This window comes from Hydrogenophaga laconesensis, assembly GCF_031457235.1.
GTDB classification, from domain to species: Bacteria; Pseudomonadota; Gammaproteobacteria; order Burkholderiales; family Burkholderiaceae_C; genus Hydrogenophaga; species Hydrogenophaga laconesensis.
In genome coordinates this window covers 86,466-104,388 of sequence record NZ_JAVDWE010000002.1, presented here as the reverse complement: position 1 = coordinate 104,388, position 17,923 = coordinate 86,466, and the positions used below count along the sequence as shown (strand labels likewise).

The 17,923-nt window shown below is 60.3% G+C and carries 17 protein-coding genes and 1 pseudogene; 8 read left to right on the top strand and 10 right to left on the bottom strand.

The genetic code is table 11. The features are described 5' to 3' along the window. Window positions 1–113: 113 nt before the first annotated feature. The 9 genes from J2X09_RS04880 to J2X09_RS04840 all read right to left on the bottom strand — a co-directional run bounded on the left by J2X09_RS04880 (window position 114) and on the right by J2X09_RS04840 (window position 8,054). The gene (locus J2X09_RS04880; RefSeq protein WP_204732874.1) at window positions 114–758 is read right to left on the bottom strand and encodes an isochorismatase family protein; all 645 of its coding nucleotides are present in this window, start codon (window positions 756–758) and stop codon (window positions 114–116) included. Next, window positions 755–1,819: a 2,5-dihydroxypyridine 5,6-dioxygenase NicX family protein gene (locus J2X09_RS04875; protein WP_204732875.1), complete on the bottom strand. Its 1,065-nt coding sequence runs from the start codon at window positions 1,817–1,819 to the stop codon at window positions 755–757. Before J2X09_RS04875 ends, J2X09_RS04880 begins: the two co-directional genes overlap by 4 nt. 1 nt (window position 1,820) lies before the next feature. Beyond that, the gene (locus J2X09_RS04870; RefSeq protein ID WP_204732876.1) at window positions 1,821–2,642 is read right to left on the bottom strand and encodes an alpha/beta fold hydrolase; all 822 of its coding nucleotides are present in this window, start codon (window positions 2,640–2,642) and stop codon (window positions 1,821–1,823) included. Further along, a complete protein-coding gene (locus J2X09_RS04865) occupies window positions 2,639–3,406 on the bottom strand; it encodes a maleate cis-trans isomerase family protein (protein ID WP_310307610.1) in 768 nt (255 codons plus the stop codon). The genes J2X09_RS04870 and J2X09_RS04865 overlap by 4 nt, the downstream gene beginning before the upstream one ends. Window positions 3,407–3,453: 47 nt before the next feature. Beyond that, window positions 3,454–4,170 carry an ABC transporter ATP-binding protein gene (locus tag J2X09_RS04860; RefSeq protein ID WP_204732877.1) on the bottom strand — a complete coding sequence of 239 codons (717 nt, stop codon included), beginning with the start codon at window positions 4,168–4,170 and terminating at the stop codon, window positions 3,454–3,456. Continuing rightward, window positions 4,163–4,921, bottom strand: a complete 759-nt coding sequence (locus J2X09_RS04855) for an ABC transporter ATP-binding protein (protein ID WP_204732878.1) — start codon at window positions 4,919–4,921, stop codon at window positions 4,163–4,165. Before J2X09_RS04855 ends, J2X09_RS04860 begins: the two co-directional genes overlap by 8 nt. After that, the gene (locus J2X09_RS04850) at window positions 4,918–5,835 is read right to left on the bottom strand and encodes a branched-chain amino acid ABC transporter permease (protein WP_204732879.1); all 918 of its coding nucleotides are present in this window, start codon (window positions 5,833–5,835) and stop codon (window positions 4,918–4,920) included. Before J2X09_RS04850 ends, J2X09_RS04855 begins: the two co-directional genes overlap by 4 nt. After that, entirely contained in the window at window positions 5,832–6,701 is an 870-nt protein-coding gene (locus J2X09_RS04845; protein ID WP_204732880.1) for a branched-chain amino acid ABC transporter permease, read from the bottom strand. The genes J2X09_RS04850 and J2X09_RS04845 overlap by 4 nt, the downstream gene beginning before the upstream one ends. Window positions 6,702–6,767: 66 nt before the next feature. Beyond that, complete coding sequence (locus J2X09_RS04840; RefSeq protein ID WP_510184451.1) at window positions 6,768–8,054, bottom strand: amino acid ABC transporter substrate-binding protein; 1,287 nt, start codon at window positions 8,052–8,054, stop codon at window positions 6,768–6,770. A 500-nt stretch (window positions 8,055–8,554) separates the two neighbouring features. On the opposite strand from J2X09_RS04840, the gene J2X09_RS04835 reads away from it, so the two are divergent. Genes J2X09_RS04835 through J2X09_RS04805 form a run of 7 tightly spaced genes read left to right on the top strand, consistent with a single transcriptional unit; the run spans window position 8,555 to window position 16,741 of the window. Beyond that, entirely contained in the window at window positions 8,555–10,414 is a 1,860-nt protein-coding gene (locus tag J2X09_RS04835) for a PEP-utilizing enzyme (RefSeq protein WP_204732881.1), read from the top strand. Continuing rightward, window positions 10,411–11,514, top strand: a complete 1,104-nt coding sequence (locus J2X09_RS04830) for a PEP/pyruvate-binding domain-containing protein (RefSeq protein ID WP_204732882.1) — start codon at window positions 10,411–10,413, stop codon at window positions 11,512–11,514. Before J2X09_RS04835 ends, J2X09_RS04830 begins: the two co-directional genes overlap by 4 nt. Further along, window positions 11,511–12,383 carry an FAD binding domain-containing protein gene (locus J2X09_RS04825; RefSeq protein ID WP_204732883.1) on the top strand — a complete coding sequence of 291 codons (873 nt, stop codon included), beginning with the start codon at window positions 11,511–11,513 and terminating at the stop codon, window positions 12,381–12,383. Before J2X09_RS04830 ends, J2X09_RS04825 begins: the two co-directional genes overlap by 4 nt. A gap of 12 nt (window positions 12,384–12,395) precedes the next feature. Beyond that, a complete protein-coding gene (locus J2X09_RS04820; RefSeq protein WP_204732884.1) occupies window positions 12,396–13,100 on the top strand; it encodes an SRPBCC family protein in 705 nt (234 codons plus the stop codon). 49 nt (window positions 13,101–13,149) lie between these two features. Then, entirely contained in the window at window positions 13,150–13,659 is a 510-nt protein-coding gene (locus J2X09_RS04815; RefSeq protein WP_204732885.1) for a (2Fe-2S)-binding protein, read from the top strand. Beyond that, on the top strand, window positions 13,656–16,082 hold the full coding sequence (locus tag J2X09_RS04810) for a xanthine dehydrogenase family protein molybdopterin-binding subunit (protein WP_310307601.1): 2,427 nt from the start codon (window positions 13,656–13,658) through the stop codon (window positions 16,080–16,082). Before J2X09_RS04815 ends, J2X09_RS04810 begins: the two co-directional genes overlap by 4 nt. Continuing rightward, the gene (locus J2X09_RS04805) at window positions 16,079–16,741 is read left to right on the top strand and encodes a hypothetical protein (protein ID WP_204732886.1); all 663 of its coding nucleotides are present in this window, start codon (window positions 16,079–16,081) and stop codon (window positions 16,739–16,741) included. Before J2X09_RS04810 ends, J2X09_RS04805 begins: the two co-directional genes overlap by 4 nt. On the opposite strand, the gene J2X09_RS04800 is transcribed toward J2X09_RS04805, so the two are convergent. Next, window positions 16,723–17,505: a GntR family transcriptional regulator gene (locus J2X09_RS04800; protein ID WP_204732887.1), complete on the bottom strand. Its 783-nt coding sequence runs from the start codon at window positions 17,503–17,505 to the stop codon at window positions 16,723–16,725. The two genes, J2X09_RS04805 and J2X09_RS04800, sit on opposite strands and share 19 nt — an antisense overlap. 192 nt (window positions 17,506–17,697) lie before the next feature. Between J2X09_RS04800 and J2X09_RS04795 the strand changes: the two are divergent. Continuing rightward, window positions 17,698–17,911, top strand: a pseudogene (locus J2X09_RS04795) (TRAP transporter large permease subunit); the annotation flags it as partial. Window positions 17,912–17,923 lie beyond the last annotated feature (12 nt).

Genomic DNA, 17,923 nt, shown 5'->3' with positions numbered 1-17,923 from the left:
CGCTGCGGGTGGTTACCCAGCCACTTGAAAAAACAGGTTGCTCGCAGCGACTCGGGTGACGTGACGAGTCGCTGAGTCTGGCGCGAGCCGCGCTTCGTGTTTCGACACGCCAGTCAAAGCTGAGTGGCCACGTCGCTCCACGGGCGGACATCGGCGTACTTCGCCTGAAGGTCGAAGAGTGCTGCGTTGTGCGGACCAATTGCCCTGTCTCCAACACAGTCTTCGAGCACGACCGGGCGAAAGCCCCAACTCATTGCATCCACGACGCTGGCGCGCACACAACCACTGGTAGTGGCACCAGCGATAAACAACGTCGAAATCCGCCGAGCGGTCAGCCAAGAAGACAGCGCGGTTCCAAAGAATGCGGACGGAGCCGTCTTGCGCACGACCAACTCACCTGCACGAGGCGCAAGGGAGGGAACGATGGCGCTAGCCTGCGCGTCCTCGTGCAGCGTCCGCATGCCGGGAATTTTCTCCACGAACACGTTGTTTTCACTGCCGTCGGCGGGGTAGACGATGCGGCTGTGGGCAACCGGCCAGCCACTGGCGCGAGCATGAGCGAGCACAGGAGCGGTAGCCTCGACGGCGTGTGCAATGTTGCCGCCGCCGAGCTGCGCAGGGTCGGCGAAGCCGTTCACAAAGTCGACGATGAGCAACCCGAAGGGAGCCTGCAGGCCCAGGCTCGCGCCCAGCCCCTGCCTGGCATACACGGCGACGTCATCCGCGTCGTGAGGTTGCACGTTGGACGAGGAGCTCATGCGGCAACCCTTCTCAATGTTGAGTGCAGCTCTTCAACCACTTTGCCTTCGCGGACGACATGAACATCGTCGAGAGCCACACTGCAGTTGCGCATGGGGATGTCGATGTGGCAAGGCGTGGAGCGAGTTCCTCCCACCTCGTTGTTGGGTCCCATCGAGAACAGGAAGTTTCCGTTGAACGCGCGAGCATCCATGGCAATGGTTGCCTCTCGGTCATAGAGCGACAGCGTGCTCCAGAACGCTCGTTTCTGTAGCCCATAGCCGATGTGCGAGATAGCGTATGCCTCAGGGTCGTTGAAAGATGCCATGTACTCACTGAGCAGTTCGGCGTCCAAACCACCCTCGATGCTCGTGGCGAAGCCCTTCTTGATGGTGATGGTGATGGGCGACTGAACGTAGCTCTTCATGGGCAGCAGGATGTCACCCTTGTCGAGAACGATGGTCCCTTCAACTTCGCCTTCATTCGGCCAGGTGAGAATGAAGCCACTTGGCCAGTGGTCCCAACGTCCCGGCTGGTCGACGAGACCGTACTCCTGCACCACCGGGTACTGTCCCAAGGGCATGCGGACATTCGTGCCTGCCTTCGAGGTGACGTACATCGCCTTCTTGCCCTCAAAGATGCGAGCAGCGGTGGCCACGCGCTCTCGGTCTTCCGGCGTGGGCACAAGACGAACGAGAACTTCAGGCGGCTCAACCGCAAGAAGAATCCGCGTACCCGACTCAAGGAGCTCCTGCTGTTCAGGGGAGAACAACAGGGTCATGAGGTCGAGAACGTAGTCACTTGCCTTCAGTGCCGCCATTGCGGCGCGGTTACCAGTCAGGGGTGTCGTCCCGAGGTACGCCAGCGAATCTCGGCTCAGTGCCTTCTCCCCGTTGATGGGCGGCAGGTCGAGTCGATTGACCACTGCACCGCAAGACGCCGCAGAGATGGTGGCGCAGCGCAGCGTCTGAGGGTGAGTGTTGTCGCTGGTGAGGATAGTCACCATGTCGCCTGAGCGCACGCCGGAGAGGCTGAGCACCTGGTCCCAGGCGCGGATGAGTTCTACGTCGCTGACTGGCATGTCATGCTCCTTCAGGGTGGAATGAGAGATTCAGGTACTGTCCGAGCAACCGGAAGAAGCCCGCCTCATCGTCCCAGGGAATCATGTGCCCTGCGTCCGTGGCGACGACCTGCTTAAGGCCAGGTGCAAGGCGAGCGATTTCAGCGGCGTCCTCGTCCAGAATGACGCCGCCGCGCCCGGCAATCATCAGGAGACCAGGAACCGTGAGCGAGGCAAAGTTGGCGTGAACATCGTCGTTGTGAAAGCCGCTCCAGGCTTCCTCGATGGCCTTCTCGTCGCACGTGTGCAGCCACTGTGCACGCAGCCGCAGTTGCGCTTCGGTCCAAGTGGGAGAGAAACGCTTGAGTTCTTCCCACGGCTGTCCCGCAGCCATTAGGCGGATGGAGTCGATGTACCACGCCAGCGGCGCGGGGTAGGGGCGACGCCCCGGCCCGCCCACTGGAGGGTCAATGAGGAGGAGCCGGCCAAACCGAGATGGCATATGGGCGGCCGCCCGAACAGCAATTCGGGCGCCCATGGAATGACCCAACACGGTCACTTCTTGCCAGTCGAGCGCACTGAGAACAGCGGTGACATCGGTCGCCAGAGCATCCAAGCCGTAGTCGAGCTCAGGACCCGACGAGCTCAAGCCGCGGCCACGCACATCGAGAACATGAACGTCAAAGTGTTGTGCGAGGGTCTCTGCCACGAAGCCCCAAGTCACAGCAGGGCTGGTGATGCCTGGCACGACGAGGAGCTTCGGACCCTTTCCGCCATAGCGCAAGAGGTGGTGGCGAATTCCGTTGGCGGGAACGTGGAAGCCGTAGAGAAAGGTGCTGCTCATCCCAACGCCTTCTTGGAGTAACGACCAGACAACAGCGCACCAGCACCAGGCACAACTTGCTCAATGCCGAGAGCGCCAAGCATGGCGTAGGTGGTGGCGACTGCAGCGGTCACGACGGGTTTGCCCGTCAGGGCCTCCACTTGAGCGATAGCGGGAAGAGAAGGCATCTGGACGCAGGCTGACAGCACGATGGCATCCACATCGTCCGTCTTCATGCCTGCGACGATGCCAGGCAGTTTCGACGGGTCATGTCGGCCGACTTCGAGGTTGTCCGGAATCTCAAGCGCCCTCCAGTCAGAGACTTCGAAGCCCTCGTTCTGGATGTAGTCGATGACCAATTCGGTCAGCGGCACCATGTACGGCGCCACCAATGCGATGCGTTTGACGCCCATGACTTTGAGCGCGTCCACCAAGGCGCCAGCGCTGGTAACAACTGGTGCGGCACCCTGGTTGCTAACAGTTGCTTCACCAAGGCGTGCTTGGGACTGGCGGTGATAGCCGCGACCCATGGCCATGATGGCGACCAGGCAGGCGTAGCCCAGAACATCCACTCGTGCGTCGCTCAGCTCCAGCGCGCAGCGGTCGGATTCGGCGTCCATCGCTGCCAGCTCTTCCTTCTTCACATGCTTCATGCGCATGCGCGCTGAGTGGAAGGTGAAACGCTCGGGCAACACCTGCTCGCGCAACCGCAGCATCGCCGGAATCTCCGTTTCCATTGTGGTGTTTGAACTGGGCACAATCTGGCCAATTCGGTAAGGCTTCATGTCTGGAGTCTCTCGTTGTTAAGGGTTAGAGGGGCAGGGGTTCACGGTCAGTGCGCCGCGGCGCCCAGATAGGCTTTGCGGACGGCGGGGTCGTGCAAGAGCGCTTGCGCTTTGCCTTCACCAACCACGCGGCCGGTCTCGACCACGTAGCCGCGGTCTGCGATGGCCAGGCTCTGGCGGGCGTTCTGCTCCACAAGCAGCACGCCGATGCCGAGTTCTCGAATTCGACGGAGGGCACTGAACAGCTCGCGACACACGAGTGGTGACAGCCCGAGCGATGGTTCGTCCAAAAGAAGGATGTCCGGGTGGGACATCAACGCGCGACCGATGGCAACCATCTGCTGCTCACCTCCGCTCATCGTCCGGACTGTCTGGCTCATTCGAAGGTTGAGCTTTGGAAACAGCGAGACAATTCGCTCCAGCATCTGGGCCTCGCCCGCGCGAGCACGCTTTGGAAGCGCACCCAGTCGTAGGTTGTCCTTCACGGAGAGTTGGCCGAAAACACCGCGGCCTTCCGGAACCAGTGCCAATCCAGCATTGACGATGTCGTGCTGGGGCAGCTTCATCAGGTCCACGCCGTTGAGCGTTGCTCGAGCGCCCGGCTGCGCAGGGACCATGCCGCCAAGCGCCTTCAGCAAAGACGTCTTGCCCGCCCCATTGGCGCCCAGCATCACGACAATCTCACCAGGTGCGACCTGGAGGCTCATTCGGTCAAGCGCGCTGTGTTGGCCGTAACGAACGGAGATGTCCTTGACTTCAAGCATGGGCCACCTCCTCTTCGGCGTCAGACTCGTCCTCGCCCAGGTACGCAGCGATGACAGCGGGATTGCTGAGAACCTCGCGCGTCGGCCCATCCGCAATTTTTTGGCCGCTGCTGAGAACAATGCATCGAGTGCAAAGCGCATTCACCGCGTCCATGACGTGCTCAACCATCACGATGGTGATGCCATCAGCGCGCATGGAGCGGATGAGCTCGATGCCTTCCTGGAGCTCGGTGGGATTCAGACCTGCAAGCCATTCGTCAAGCAGCAGCAGACGAGGATGCAGGGCCAGCGCGCGCGCCAGTTCAAGCCGCTTCTGGTCGATGTAAGTGAGCTTGCTTGCAGGAGCGTCAGCCTGACTCTGCAATCCCACTTTGGTCAGGAGTGCTATCGCCTGCTTTCGAGCGGCTTTACCGTGCACGCCGTTGGGGTGGAAGGCCAGGCCGACCTCCACGTTCTCTGCGCAAGACAAGCTGCCAAGCACACGAACCAACTGGAATGTGCGCGCAACGCCCATGCGAGCGATGCGATGGCTGGCCAGTCCGCTGATGGTTTGGTCCAGGAACTGAATGGTCCCTGACGTCGGGGACAGTGCGCCTGAAATGAGATTCAGCGCCGTCGTCTTGCCCGATCCGTTGGGTCCCACCAGGCCAATCACCTCGCCCGCGAAGATTTCCATATCCACGTGGTCGACGGCTACCAGACCGCCAAACCGACGCGTCACCTGCTGCAGTTTCAGAATAGGTGAAGTCATGCTCGTCTCCTGAGCTGCGCAACGGCGCCCACCAAGCCGTTGGGCAACAGGTAGACGATGAGAATGAAGATGAGCCCCAGCAAGATGGGGTAGTGGTTCGGGAAGTTGCCCGAGAGGTACTCGAACAGAAGCACGAGGGGAACGGCACCGAGGATTGGGCCGAACAGGGCACTTGCTCCGCCCAGCAGCGCCATGATTAGCGTCTGGAAGGACACCGTCGCCGAGAAAGCGATGCTCGGGTCGAGGTAGGTCCAACGCGGCGCCATGATGGCTCCGGCCAGGGTCATGAAAGACGCCGACAACATGAACAGCAGTACCTTCGCCGTCGTGGTGTTGATGCCTACGTGACGGGCAACTGTCTCGTCTTCGCCGATGACGCGTAGGGCCAGGCCGAGTCGAGACCTGGAAATCAACACGCGGATGAGGAGGATGAAGGCCAGCAGCGCCAGGAGTTGCCAGTAGATGTCCTGAGTCGTTACGTCGGCGGTCACGTAGCGGCCCAACACCTTGCTGAACTTGACTTCGTACCAGCTCACAAGCTGCTTCACCAGCTCGGCCAGGCCGAAGCTAAAAATGACGAAGTACACCCCAGAGAGTCGAAGCGTCGCAAGACCCACCAACAGCGACATGACAATGCCGATGCCAGTTGCGGCGAGGAGCACCACGGGCCAGGAAACGACCTCGCCTAGGACCGCGGCCGCGTAGGCACCCATGCCAAAGAATGCGACGGTGGCCAGCGAGACGTATCGGGTCGGTCCAGAGAACAAGGCCCAAGCGGTTGCCAGGACTGAGTACATCAACATGTTGAGGTACAACCCGAGGGAGTAGTCACTCTCGATGCCGAACGGAAGCATGGCCAGGGCCACGACGGCGGCGATAGCTGCCGCCCATGCAAATTGTTCTTTCGTGCTCATCGCCCGACGCTCCCAAACAGGCCCGTGGGGCGCACAAGCAGAACCAGCAAAAAGAGTCCGTAGTTGACGGCGAGGATGAGCGCAGGCTCGATGCTGGCGACGATGGTCTCGGCAAAGCCGAGGAGGAGTCCGGCGACCAGCGCCCCCATCAGGTTGCCCACCCCGCCCATGATGACGACGATGAGCGCCTTCATGGTGAACATGATGCCCATGGTGGCCGAGAAGGGCAGGAACATGCTCACGAGCACCCCGCAGACTGCCACCAGTGCGCCGCCCAACCCGTAGGCCTGCGCAGCGCGCTGGCGAACGTTGATTCCCACCAGAGGAGCGAACTGAGGAGATACCGCAACCGCCCGGACAGAGGTTCCTACGCGCGTACGGTTGAGCAACAGAAACAGGCCAGCAGCCGCGGCTGCCGCGACGCACAGGACGAGCAAGCGGTTTGCAGCGACGGTTCCACCGAGAATCTGCACGGGTTCAGCCAGATAGCTGTAGCTGTGGTAGTTGCCCGTGAACTGCAAAAGCATCAGCCCTTGCACAATGAAAAGCAAACCAAATGTGGCAAGGATTGAGTCCACTTCCAACTGAGGCCCAGCTCCGGTGCGCTTGACCAGCGGCACCATCAGAACGCGGTAAACCAACCATTGAACGCCGAATCCCAGAGGCACTGCGAGCAGCAGTCCCCAAAGAGGCGATAGGCCAAGCTTTGACACAAGCCAGGCGATAAAGGCTGCCCCGATGAGGAATTCACCGTACGACAGGTTCATGATGCGAGCGACCCCATATTGCAGAGTCAGCCCCATCGCCACGAGCGCGTATAGACCTCCAAGGGTCGCACCCGTCAGCAGCACGTCAACAAAGTTCATCGAAGTCTTTCTGCCTGCCCAAGCCTGCGAACAAGCGGCTTGGGCAGGCGACGAAGTGAGGGACGCTTAGGACTTCTTCCAGGCGGGCTTGGGCATCACGATGGGCTTGGCGCCCTTCTTCGAGATGGGCGCGACACCGTAGTACTCGCCGTTCTGCCACTGGCCGACGTAGAACAGGTCACGAAGAATCTGGTTCTGCAGCTTCACCGTGCCGAAGATGGTCTCGAAGCTGCCATTGCGCAGCTCTTGCGTGACGGCAGCACGGTCGACCTTGCCAACCCGCTCGATGGACTGCTGGAGCATCTGCAGCGAGACCCACACCAGGGGTGCGGTGAAGCGGTCCGGTTCGTAGCCCGTCAGGTCCTTGTGACGTTTGAAGTAGCTCTGAATGACGGGGCTGCCGTAGTCCACACCCCCGAGCCCCATCACACCCTCCAGGTCGGCGCCAAACTTCTGGCCATACGCGGGCAGCGCGGTGCCGATGCCAAGGTACATCGCCTTCGGGTTCAGTCCCTGAACCTTGGCCTGTTCCGTGAGTAGGAAGGTGTCGGGCGGATAGGAGAACGCGATGAAAGAGTCGGCGTTCTTGCTCTTGATTTCGTTGATGATGGGCGTCACGTCTTGAACACCAATGGGATAGGTGTTGTCGTATACCAGCTTGAAGCCATGGCTCTTGATGGCGGCGCGCGCGGCTTTGGCGGCTTCCACACCGAAGCTGTCGGCGATGTTGACCATGGCGACCGTGTCACCAATCAGGCCTTCCTTGCGCTTGGCGGCCAGAACGTCCAGCAGCGCCTCGGCATAAGGGATGGCATCGCCTTCGTAGAAGAAGGCGTGCTTCCAGCGTTTCACCAGCGCGGTCGCATCGGCCGGCAGAGCGGCCACTGCCAGCAGGGGGTACCCGTGCTTTTCGTAGGTCGGCGCAGCGGCGAGGTTGTTGCCCGTGCCCCATGGAGCCAGCACGAAGTCCACCTTGTCTTGGGACATAAGGCGCTCGGTGTAGCGCACAGCTTCTTCGGTGCTTGAGCGGTCGTCGTACTCAACCACCTCGATTGGAACGCGCTTGTTGAACGCCTTGAGCATGATGCCGCCCGCGTCATTCACTTCTTTAACCCACAGCCGGTAGTTGCCCGAGATGGAGGCAGAGACGCCGCCGGCATTGGCGCCCGTCTTTGAGATGGCCCAGCCAATTCGCACGGAGTTGGGGGCCCCCTGTGCGAAAGCGAGTGGTGCTCCGGCAGAAAGCATCGCGGCCGCGGCCGCGGCCTTGAGCACAGCCCTTCGATGTGTGCCAGCGGCGCTCGCGCCTGGCATCACCGTCTGGGTAGTGGGCACTTGAATCTTAGAAGACATGACGAGGTCCTTTTTTTGCGGTTGATGAAGCCGGCAACCTAGGTTGACGACCGTTGGGCAGCGCACCTTTCAGGTGCATTCAATGCCTTGGAGGCCTATCTCCGCCTCATCGGCACCAAAACGATTCGCGCCAAATGGTATGCCAAAATGAATGCACCAAGTAGGGTTGAAACCGGGCCTGCCTGCCGACGCTACGCAATCTGCGTGCCTGTCGTTCGTGGCTTCAGCAATACATCGCACAAGATCGAAAGATAAAATCCTTTAAAAACAATAAGTTATGCTCGCGTCAAATTTTTTCGTCAACTTTTAAAAGCAATGGAAGGTTGTAAGGGATAATACCTCCTAGGACTTTCCCTACTGCGCAACTTGTTAGTTGGTATACCATTTGCATGGAGACAGCGTCGCAACATGCGATACGACCACCGGCCACGGCCGCCGACTCAGGTGTCGGCGAATGTGGTCACACTTTTGCTCATGCAACGGTATTTACAGGACACAAAATGGCAGTGCAGAACAACACGACCCCCAGCGCCAAGCGCCGATTCCAAAGCCCATTTGACGTGGCGACCCCCCCTGGCGCCGAGGGCTGGCAGGAGCTCTACCCCTACTACGCTCACATCAGCGAAGAGCGCCGCTCGGTAGAGGAGCAGAAGCTTTGGTACTTCGATGGCATGCACAACCCGGAGCCGCTGTACCCCTTCGACACCATCATGACGGAGAACTGGTGGGTGGCAGCTAGCCAGATGACCACGAAGGTATGGCCCATTCCGGTGGCAATGGGCATCGACCAGCGCATCATCAATGGGTACCTCTACGTCAGCCCGAACTCCATCGACGACCCCGCCGAAGTGGCGCGCCGCGCAGAGCTCTTCAACGAGCGTGCTGGTCACTACTACGAGAACTGGGACACCATCTATGCTGAATGGAAGAAGAAGGCCAACGGCTGCATCGAACGCCTGAAGCAGATTCAGTTCAAGCCGCTGCCGGAGTTCGAGCCTGAGGAAAACGTTTACGGTCACCGCGGCATCTACTCATCGCACGACCTGCTGAGCTCGTACAACCGGCTCATTGAAAACCTCTTCGAGATGGGTTCGTACCACTTCGAAATGCTGAACCTCGGCTATGGCGCCTACCTGACGTTCCGCGAGTTCTGCCAGCAAGCGTTCCCGGGCATCAGTGACCAGACCATCACTGACATGGTCTCTGGCATCGACATCCTGCTCTTCCGCCCCGACGACGAGCTGCGCAAGCTGGCAGCGCGCGCAATCGAGCTGTCGGTGGACGGGGCGTTGCTGGACAACTTAGACCCGGCTGCGGCGTTGAAGGCTGTTGGCGCGCTTCCTAGCGGCGCCGCCTGGCTGGCTGCGTATGAAGAATCGCGCAATCCCTGGTTCTGGTTCTCGACGGGCGTGGGCTACACGCACTCTGACGCCGTCTGGATGACGGACCCCCGCTTGCCTTTCACCGCCTTGCGCAGCTACATCGAGGCACTGCGCCGTGGCGAGGACATCCGTCGCCCTCTCGACAAAATCATCGAGACGCGAACCCGCGTGACCCAGGAATACCGCGAGCTTCTTCCCACGGAAGATGACCGCGAGGCCTTCGACGGTCTGGTCAAGCTCGCACGCACCGTCTACCCTTACGTCGAAGACCACAACTTCTTCGTCGAACACTGGCACCACTCCCTCTTCTGGGAGAAAGTCCGTGAGCTCGGCGAAGTGTTCGTCGCGCACAAGTTCTTCGACGACAAGGAGGACATCTTCTATCTGCACCGCCACGAGGTGTACGACGCGCTCTACGACATGATTATTGGTTGGGCGGTCGGAACGCCTCCCCGTGGCGAGGTCTACTGGCGCCCCATCATCCAGAAGCGCCGCAAGATTCGGGATGCGCTGGCCAAATGGTCGCCTCCGCCGGCCTTGGGTGTGCCACCGGAGTCCATCACGGAGCCACTCACCATCATGCTCTGGGGCATCACCCAAGAGACCATTCAACAATGGCTCGGCGGCGACACGGCAGAAGACGGCGTGCTGCGAGGCATCGCAGCATCTGCGGGTAAGGTGACAGGGCGCGCACGTCTTATCACCGAGTCCGAGCAGCTCTACGATGTGCAAGACGGAGAAATCCTCGTGTGCCGCATCACGGCGCCTAGTTGGGCCCCGGTCTTCCAACGCATCTCGGCCGCCGTCTCCGACGTTGGCGGAATGATGGCTCACACGGCAATCATCTCTCGTGAGTACGGGCTGCCGGCAGTCGTGGGTACCGGCTTCGCCACGGTGAACGTTTCTACCGGCGACCTCATCGAGGTTGACGGAACCGAAGGCACGGTTCGCGTGCTGGAAAAGGCGGTGCAAGCATGAGTGCAGCAGCTCCCTTCGTGCTCTGGCTGGATGACCCCATTGCAAACGGGCATCCGGCTCTGGGTGGCAAGTTCTCGAGCCTCGGTGAGATGACCGCCAGCGGCTTCTCCGTCCCACCAGGCTTTGGCATCACCACCACCGCCTATCGCAGCTTCATGGATGACGCCGGGCTGAGCGAAGAAGCGCGGCGCGTCAGTGCCGCGGCTGACAAGATGGCGCTGGAAGACATCAAGTCCGAAACGAAAACCTTGATTGCCGGGGTGCTGAACGCTCCCCTGCCTGCTCAACTGGAAGCAGACATCCGCGAGGCGTACGCTGAGCTTGAACGTCGCACGGGTGTGAAGGACGTTCCGGTCGCAGTGCGCTCGAGCGGAGAGTCGGAGGACCTGGCGGGTGCGAGCTTCGCCGGACAGTACGACACGTTCCTGTGGGTGTGTGGCATCGAGTCCGTCTTGCACCACGTCCGTCAGTGCTGGGTGGGAATGTTCGGCGAGGCAGTGCTGTCGTATCGCGTGGATGGACAGGCTGTCATCTCCCGTGGCGACTTCGGCATGTGCGTCGGCATTCAACAAATGGTCCAAGCCCGCGCTGCTGGGGTGATGTTCACCCTCAACCCGCTCAACGGCGACCGTTCCAAGGTCGCCATGGAGGCCGTGTGGGGTCTTGGTGAAGGCGTGGTGAAAGGCGACATCACGCCGTCGCGCTTCATGGTGGACAAAGTCACGCTCGAAATCGTGGAGCGCAAGCGCAGCGACCAGCGCGAGGAGTACCGATTCGACCCCAGTCAGGGTGTCGCCGTCCTGCCTATCGAAGAGGCCAGGATTGGCGTGTCTTGCCTGGAGGAATCTCACGTGCTTGCGCTGGCAGAGCTGGCCAAGCACATCGAGCGCCGTCGCGGTGCGCCTCAAGACATCGAGTGGGCCGTCGACGTGAACGGCAATGTCCGGGTGCTTCAAGTTCGGCCGGAAACCGTCTGGAGTCGTAAGGCGGCCCAGAGCATCGTCGGAAAGTCGCGCTCGCCGATTGGTCACGTCCTTGCACGTATGGCAGGTAATCAAATTGCAAAGCCAGCCGCAACTGGAGCCAAGGGAGCAGCGTGAAATCCGCGCCGATTAAATATCACCGCGCGACTTCAGTCGAAGAGGCGGTGCAGCTACTTTCGGAGTACGAGCCAGGCGAGGCTCGCGTCCTCGCGGGTGGTCAGAACCTTGTGGCCATGTTGAACATGCGCCTATGGCGACTCACCGCGTTGATTGATGTCAACGCGATTCCCGGACTGTCAGTCATTGAGCCCCGTGGAAACGACATTGTGTTTGGTGCTCTTACGCGCCATGCCATGGTCGAGCATTCGGAATTGGTCGCCAAGCGCCTACCTCTGCTGTCCACGATGATTCGGCACGTTGCAGACCGTCAGGTGCGCAACCGTGGAACCTTGGGCGGTAGCCTGGTGCATGGGGACCCCAGCGCCGAGATGCCTTTGGGATGCCTTGTGCTGAACGCGCGTCTACACGTTCATGGGCCCAACGGTTCTCGAGAGATTGCCATGGAGGACTTTTATGACGGTCCCTACGCTGCAGCCATTGAACCCGACGAGATGCTCACGCGGATAGAGATTCCGCCCGCACCGCGTCATCATGCGTTCATGGAGGTCGTGCGCCGTCACGGCGATTTCTGCGTTCTTTCAGTCGCGGTGGTTGGTGACCAAAAGGATGACGGCACATGGCAGAACGTGCGCATCGGTCTCGGCGGCCTCTCCGAGACGCCGGTGCTTGCCCACGCGTTGATGGAAATCGCAGAGGGAACCACCCTGAGCGACGAGGTGATTGCACGCACCGCCGCTGCTGTCGGCAACGTCATTGACCCCGCGAGCGACTTCCGGGCCAGCGCGGAGTACAGGGCCCACTTGGCGCCTGTCTATGTTGAACGTGCCCTAAAGGCGTTGCGCACATGCGCGCCTGTGGTGCACTAGGGAGATTCAGTTTTGAAGTACGAACAATCCTTCCAGGTGGCACAGAACATCGCGACCGTCTGGAACTTCTTTTCTCAATTCGACCGTGTCGCGTGGTGCATGCCCGGCCTGCAGAAGGCGGACGTCATTGATGCAGATAGCCTTGACGTGGTGCTCGCCCAACGCGTGGGTCCGATGACGGCCACGTTCCAAGCGCGGGTTCAAATCACTGAGCGTGTGGAGCAGCAGTCGATGGGATTTACTTCCATCGGTAAGGCTGTACGCGGGGCCATCGGCAACTTCCGGAGCACCAACAGTGTGACGCTGGCTTCGGTCGACGAGGGACGGGCAACTGCGGTCACAGTGACGGGTGAAGTTGCGCTCGGCGGAGCGCTTGGAAGCCTTGGTCAGAAAGTGGTCGCGAAGCAGGCCGAGAAGATGACTGCGGAGTTTGCCAGGCAGCTTGAACGCGTGCTGAGCGAAGGCGATGAGAAGAAGGCTGCTGCTGCCGTAGATGCTGCGCCTACGACTGGAAGCGTGGACTCGACGCCATCCGCTTCCTCATCGCAATCCGGCAGCCAAGCTGCTGTTCCTGCACAAATCGTAGCCCCTCATCGTGTGGCGCCGCGTCAATCTCCTTCTATGGAGGGAGCGCTGCTCTTCTGGTCACGTCTTACCGCATTGGGGAGTTTGGGCACCTTCGCAGTCGGCTTGGTGCTGCTGTGGCGATTGACCTGATTTCAACATCTGAGTACGCCAGGCGACCCTGACCAACCTTTACCCTGCCATGAACGAAGAGATACCCATCAGCTTGACTGTCAACGGAGAAGCCGTGACGGCAACAGCGCCTGCGCGAATGCACGCTGCAGACTTTCTGCGACATCGTCTAGGGAACACAGGAACCCATGTTGGGTGTGAGCAAGGCAAATGCGGAATGTGCACCGTGCAAGTGGACGGCATAGCGCTGAAGTCGTGTTTGATGCTTGCTCCTCAACTTGAGGGAGCATGCGTGAGAACTGTAGAGTCGCTCGCGGTTGACAACAAGCTGAATGGCTTGCAAGCCAGTTTCCACCGGCACCATGCTCTGCAATGCGGTTTTTGTACACCCGGATTTCTGATGTTGGCAACCAGCATCGTTGAGCGCGGAGAGATGCTGTCGCGGGATGAAATCAGAGAAGAAATCAGCGGCGTCCTTTGCCGGTGCACCGGCTACGAAAACATCATCAGTGCAATACACGAGTACCTTCAGGAAACCGTGGCGGCCAACCCCCAGTCGGTCGCGAAGGAGCTGGTATGAATGCACGTATGCACCCTGAGCTTCGCAAGGAGCTTGGGGTTCAAGGACACGACCACGGTTCTCCCGCTGCTCGCGCCTTCGGCAAGAGCATGCCGCGCAAGGAAGACGAACGGTTGCTGCGAGGAGATGGCAAGTTCGTCGACGATGTTCAGTACGCGCATCAACTCGAGATGGCGGTGCTTCGTTGCCCATTCCCGCACGCGAGAATCCGCTCTGTGGATACGGAGGCGGCTCTCGCGCTGCCAGGCGTGCGCCACATCCTCACAGCCAAATCAGTACGCGACCTCAGCGACCCACTCACCGTTCTGCGGCCGGTGCCCAATGCGCCTAGTCTTCCTTACTATGCTCTTGCACAAGACGTAGCCTTGTATGAGGGGCAACCTGTTGTCAGCGTCGTCGCGACAAGCCGAGCTGTGGCGGAAGACGCGCTGGAGCTAATCGACGTCGATTACGAACCTTTGCCCCACGTGAGTGACGCACTTGACTCGTTGGAGAAGGGCGCGCCGGTACTCCACCCAGGTTCCATGAAATCGAATCTGATGGCGCGGCAAACGGACGCTGCTGGCGATGCAACCGCCCGCATGCAAGAGGCCGTTCACATCATCGAAGACACGATGCGCATCAACCGGGTGACCCCCCTTCCGATGGAAACGCGTGGCATCGTGGCCTCCTGGCGCCCGGGTGCGCGTGAGCTGCTGGTGTACTTGTCCACTCAAACGCCGCATCTGGTGCGCAAGCAGCTTGCTGAGTCCTTGCGTCTATCGGAGTCTTGCATTCAGGTGATTGCCAGAGATGTAGGTGGTGGATTTGGTCAGAAGCTCGGCGCATTTCCTGAGGACGTGCTCGCCTGCTTGCATGCAATGATTCTGCGTCGGCCAGTCAAGTGGATTGAAGACCGCATGGAGCATTTCCGTGCCAGCACGCATGGCCGTGAGTCGGTGCATCGGTTCCGCCTGGCCGCCGACGAAGACGGCAACTTCACCGGAATCATCAACGACTACGTGACGGACATCGGTGGCTGGAACTCGCCTTTCGGCTCGGCGCAGCTTGCCAGTGTGGTGTTTACGGGCCCCTACAAAGTGCCCGATGCGTCTGTCACACGAGAGGTGGTTCTGACCAACAAAACCCCTGTCGGTGCTTACCGCGGCTACGGCCAGCCCGAGGTCAACTTCGCTCTTGAGGTGCTGGTTGACCGGATGGCACGCAAGATGGGCAGAGACCCGTTCGACCTGCGGATGCAGAATCTGCTGCAGCCGCAGGACCTTCCCTGGACTACCCCCAGTGGTGCTGTCTACGACAGTGGGGACTATCCTCGGTCCCTGCGCATGGCGGCTGAAGCTGTTTCCTACGAAGCACATCGAATGGCTCCGCGGGTGCCCCGAGCAGATGGCCGCATCGTAGGCATTGGATTCTCGTCATTCGTGGAACGAACTGGCTACGCCAGTGCCCGCTTTCTTGCCAAACGTGGGTCGCAGTTCGGCGCGCATGAAAGCGTGACCTTACGCGCCAACCGTTCTGGCGGCGTTGATGTTTACACCGGCGTGTCTTCCATAGGTCAGAGTGGTGAGACCGCAATCGCACAGCTTTGCGCTGAGGCCCTTGGCATCGACTACGAGCACATCTGCGTTCACTCCGGTGACACTGCGACCTCTCCCCTGAACACCGGTGCATTCGCATCGCGCACTCTGATTGCGGTGGCGGGAGCTGTGCGAGAGGCGGCACAGGTCTTCCAGGCCAAGATGCTGCGACTGGCGGCCTGGACTTTGGAGACCTCGGCCGACGAACTGTGCGTTGATGGCGACATTGTGCGCTTCAAATCAGGGTCCACCCAAAGTGTGCCTCTATCGCAGGTTTTCACGCGTGCCATCGTTGGTCAGGGAATTCCTGCTGATGAATCGCCGGGCCTCGAGGCTACGTCGCACTACGAACCGCCAGACGCAGCCTTCGCCTTCGGCGCGGCCGCGGCAGTGGTTGCCGTCGACCCCATCACTGGGGAGTTCCAGATTGAACGGTTCATCATCGTTCATGACTGCGGCGTGGTCGTGAACCCCAAGGTGGTCGACGGGCAAGTGCGAGGCGCGCTGGTTCAAGGTCTGGGGGCGGCATTGGGCGAAGAGCTTCGGTATGACGAGGAGACTGGCCAGTTGGTCAGCGGCTCGATGCTGGACTACTTTGTCCCCATCGCGGCGGACGTACCACCCATCGACATGCTTCACACTGAAGTCCCTTCGCCGGTCACACCGTACGGCGTTCGGGGTGTGGGTGAGGTGGGCACCATTCCGCCTGGCGCCGCTATCGTCAATGCCATTTGCGACGCGCTCAGCGACCAAGGTGTCGAAATCTCTTCGTTGCCCATCACTCCAGAAGCGGTGTGGCGCGCGATGGAACGGGCCAAAGCCCAACAGCCAGGAGTGAATGCATGAATCCGTCTGTGCGCGGACGTTACGCGGACCCCAGCTTCACGCAGCTCGAGTTGGAAGCCACCAAATGGCTTGACGGCTTTTATCAACTCGAGCACTTGTTCAATACGCGCTACTGGGTGATTGAGCTCACCAATGGTGCTGCCTCGGAAGCGCTGAAGTTGGCGGCTATTACTCACGATGCGGAGCGATTCTTCCCAGGCGGGCCCTCAGGTACACCGGATGCGGGATTTGACGACCCTGACTATCTGTTTGCACACTCCATCCGTTCTGCGGATTTCATTGAGAAGTGGTTGAGAGAGCAGCGACCCGAGGGCGGCGAGCCGTTCATTCGTCAGGTACGGCGATTGGTGCTGCGCCATGAAATTGGCGGTGGCGACGAAGCTGACATCCTTTCAGCAGCGGATGGCCTCTCGTTCCTGGACATCTTCGACTGGTTGGCGGTGGACTGGGTCCGCAAAGGCATCTTTACGCCTGACGGCGCGAAGGAAAAGTTGCGTTGGAGCATCGAGCGAATTCGCCCGCCGCGAGCTGTTCAGCTCGCGCTGCCTCTGTACGAGCGCGCGATTGCCACCCTCGCTTCGTGGGAAACGGTGGACATCGACCTTGAGTGGCGTCGCAAAGTGGCCAGCGACCGCAGCTATCAACTAGGTTCCAACTGAACGCGGGGCTTTCGGGCCCTGGTTTTTGGAATGTTGACTTCAGAGGCCAGCGGGTCTGCGTCCGAGAGATGCATCGACGCCAGCGAGCTCGATTTGTCGACGTGCTGAGCCATGAGCCACTTCGCTAGCGCGTAGTCGCCCTTGTTGATGGCAGAGTAGATGGACTCGTGTTGAGTCTGCGCCTCTTGCAGTTGCTCCGGGGTGTATGCGTACCGTGAGCGGTGCGTGATGGTAACGGCCAGCACCTGACGAGTAATCGTGTAGAGCAACTGACTACCGGCCGCATCCAAGATCGATTCGTGAAACTCCAAGTCAGCCTGCGCCTGCTCGATGGGCGTGGACTGTTCATTCAGCTTCAGATAGCGCCGCAACGAATGTTCCACCTTGGGCACGTTTGAGCGGTCCGGATTGCTGGCGGCACATTCTGCAGAAAACCCCTCCAGAAGCCCGCGGAGAGAGTACACCCGACGCAAATCGTCCTGAGAAAAGTGCGCCACCTGAGCTGTACGGTTGTGCCGCAGATGGACCAGGCCTTCACCTTGCAGAACGAACAGGGCCTCGCGGACCGGCGTCCTGCTGACGTTGAGTTCCTGAGCAAGGACCCGCTCCGGGATGCTGCTGCCAGGCTTCAATACTCCTGACAGAATCGCCTTGCGAATCACGTAGGCAACAGGGTCGCTGAGGCGACCGGTTGGAAGGTCCCGCTGAGAGCCCTTGACGGATTCGAATTCTGAGTAGAGCTGTTGGAAGTACTGGAAAGGCATTGAGCGACTCGAACAAAAGTCAGCCACTGTGTACCCTAGCAGCGCGGCAAATGCCGTGCCCATCTAGGCTGCGAAACGCATGGCGAGCACCAAAATCATGATTCTACGTAGACACCCCTCACATTGGGGCCAAATCGTGAAAACCCTTAGCGTTTCGTGCTGACGCGACCATGTGCGCGTGGTTGTCGGCCAATCTTGCAGGCGCTCCCGTTGCGTGTGTTCGGCATCACGACTAACGACAGGCTACTTGCCATCCCGTTCTTCACGCTCATGGGCATTGCGCTCGAGCGCAGTCGAATGGCCGAGGACCTTCTGTCCACCATCGGTCAGGTCTTTGGCCCCGTTCGGGGGGGGCTTGGCGGCTGCCGTCGTGATGGTGGGCGTGCTGGTGGCTGCCAGCACCGGAGCGGCTGGCCTC

What these genes read in the sequence shown, in the direction of transcription:
- J2X09_RS04805 (WP_204732886.1), top strand. Translation starts at nt 16,079, where the DNA reads ATGAATCCGTCTGTGCGCGGACGTTACGCGGACCCCAGCTTCACGCAG.
- J2X09_RS04880 (WP_204732874.1), bottom strand. Translation starts at nt 758, where the DNA reads ATGAGCTCCTCGTCCAACGTGCAACCTCACGACGCGGATGACGTCGCC.
- J2X09_RS04870 (WP_204732876.1), bottom strand. Translation starts at nt 2,642, where the DNA reads ATGAGCAGCACCTTTCTCTACGGCTTCCACGTTCCCGCCAACGGAATT.
- J2X09_RS04865 (WP_310307610.1), bottom strand. Translation starts at nt 3,406, where the DNA reads ATGAAGCCTTACCGAATTGGCCAGATTGTGCCCAGTTCAAACACCACA.
- J2X09_RS04810 (WP_310307601.1), top strand. Translation starts at nt 13,656, where the DNA reads ATGAATGCACGTATGCACCCTGAGCTTCGCAAGGAGCTTGGGGTTCAA.
- J2X09_RS04835 (WP_204732881.1), top strand. Translation starts at nt 8,555, where the DNA reads ATGGCAGTGCAGAACAACACGACCCCCAGCGCCAAGCGCCGATTCCAA.
- J2X09_RS04840 (WP_510184451.1), bottom strand. Translation starts at nt 8,054, where the DNA reads ATGTCTTCTAAGATTCAAGTGCCCACTACCCAGACGGTGATGCCAGGC.
- J2X09_RS04815 (WP_204732885.1), top strand. Translation starts at nt 13,150, where the DNA reads ATGAACGAAGAGATACCCATCAGCTTGACTGTCAACGGAGAAGCCGTG.
- J2X09_RS04830 (WP_204732882.1), top strand. Translation starts at nt 10,411, where the DNA reads ATGAGTGCAGCAGCTCCCTTCGTGCTCTGGCTGGATGACCCCATTGCA.
- J2X09_RS04800 (WP_204732887.1), bottom strand. Translation starts at nt 17,505, where the DNA reads ATGCCTTTCCAGTACTTCCAACAGCTCTACTCAGAATTCGAATCCGTC.
- J2X09_RS04845 (WP_204732880.1), bottom strand. Translation starts at nt 6,701, where the DNA reads ATGAACTTTGTTGACGTGCTGCTGACGGGTGCGACCCTTGGAGGTCTA.
- J2X09_RS04875 (WP_204732875.1), bottom strand. Translation starts at nt 1,819, where the DNA reads ATGCCAGTCAGCGACGTAGAACTCATCCGCGCCTGGGACCAGGTGCTC.
- J2X09_RS04850 (WP_204732879.1), bottom strand. Translation starts at nt 5,835, where the DNA reads ATGAGCACGAAAGAACAATTTGCATGGGCGGCAGCTATCGCCGCCGTC.
- J2X09_RS04860 (WP_204732877.1), bottom strand. Translation starts at nt 4,170, where the DNA reads ATGCTTGAAGTCAAGGACATCTCCGTTCGTTACGGCCAACACAGCGCG.
- J2X09_RS04855 (WP_204732878.1), bottom strand. Translation starts at nt 4,921, where the DNA reads ATGACTTCACCTATTCTGAAACTGCAGCAGGTGACGCGTCGGTTTGGC.